This window comes from Nonomuraea lactucae (assembly GCF_003313395.1).
Classification (GTDB): Bacteria; Actinomycetota; Actinomycetes; order Streptosporangiales; family Streptosporangiaceae; genus Nonomuraea; species Nonomuraea lactucae.
Genome location: NZ_QNFZ01000429.1, coordinates 1 through 1,072, shown reverse-complemented (window position 1 = coordinate 1,072; position 1,072 = coordinate 1). Strand labels below are relative to the sequence as shown.

Sequence of the window (1,072 nt, the reverse complement as noted above, 5' to 3'; positions counted from 1 at the left end):
CGCGGACCCCGGCCATGACGCGGTCGTGCTCGGCGGCGAGGCCGCGCGTGTCGGCCAGCAGCCGCGCCGCCCGGCGGAGCAGGGCGCGGACGTCTTTGGCGGGCGGCGTTTCCACGGCCCGAAAATACCGCCTCCCACCGACAGGCCGCCCTCCCCCGTGCTCAGGACCCGGGAGGCCAGGCGATCTGGGGGGAGCGACGGTAGTCCATCCCCATGGCCCGCCAGCGGGGCCCCTGAGCGCCGAGCCGCCGCCTGAAGGAGTCCCAGTCGCGCGCGCCGGGCGGCGACCAGGCCAGCTCGGCGAGGGCGGGCAGGCGGGGGAAGGCCATGTACTCGATCTCGCCCGAGGTCCTGATCGTCTCGGTCCAGAGCGGCGCCTCGACGCCGAGCACCCGGGCCGGCGGCAGGTGGTCCAGGTAGGTGCCGGGGTCCCACCCGTAGGCGTCCTCGACCTCGGTCGGTCCCGCCCAGGTCTGGCCGAGCGGCGTGTCCGGGTCGTACTTCATGTCCAGGTAGGCGCGGCTGGCAGGGGAGAGGATCACGTCCCTGCCCGCGCCGGCGACCTCGCTGTCCCGCCCTGTGGTGCCCCAGTACTGGACGACGGCGGACGGCGCGGGGCCGGCCTTGACGATCTCGTGCCAGCCGACGACCGTCTTGCCGTGCGCGGCGACGATCCGCTGCGCCCGGCTCATGAACGCCGCGTAGCCGCCGGGCGAGGTCGCCTTGGCCTCGTCGCCGCCGATGTGCAGGTACGGGCCGGGCGTCAGCGCGGCCAGCTCCCCCAGCACCTCGTCGACGAACCTGTAGGTGACCTCCTTGGACGTGCACAGCGAGCTGAACCCCACGTCCGTGCCGGTGTAGCGGGGCGGCGCGACGCCGTCGCAGGTCAGCTCCGGATAGGAGGCGAGGGCGGCGTTGGTGTGGCCGGGCATGTCGATCTCGGGCACGATCGTGACGTTCCTGGCGGCGGCGTAGGCGACGATCTCCCGGTACTGGGCCTTGGTGTAGTGGCCGCCCGGGTCGCCGCCGGCCGCCGTGCCGCCGCCGTGGGCGGCCAGCCGCGGCCAGGCGT

The 1,072-nt window shown here is 74.8% G+C and carries 1 protein-coding gene; it reads right to left on the bottom strand.

All coding sequences use genetic code 11. From position 1 onward, the window contains the following. Nucleotides 1-161 precede the first annotated feature (161 nt). Nucleotides 162-1,072 (bottom strand): family 20 glycosylhydrolase (locus DQW85_RS22400; RefSeq protein ID WP_162795231.1); only part of this gene is annotated, 911 nt, incomplete at its 5' end.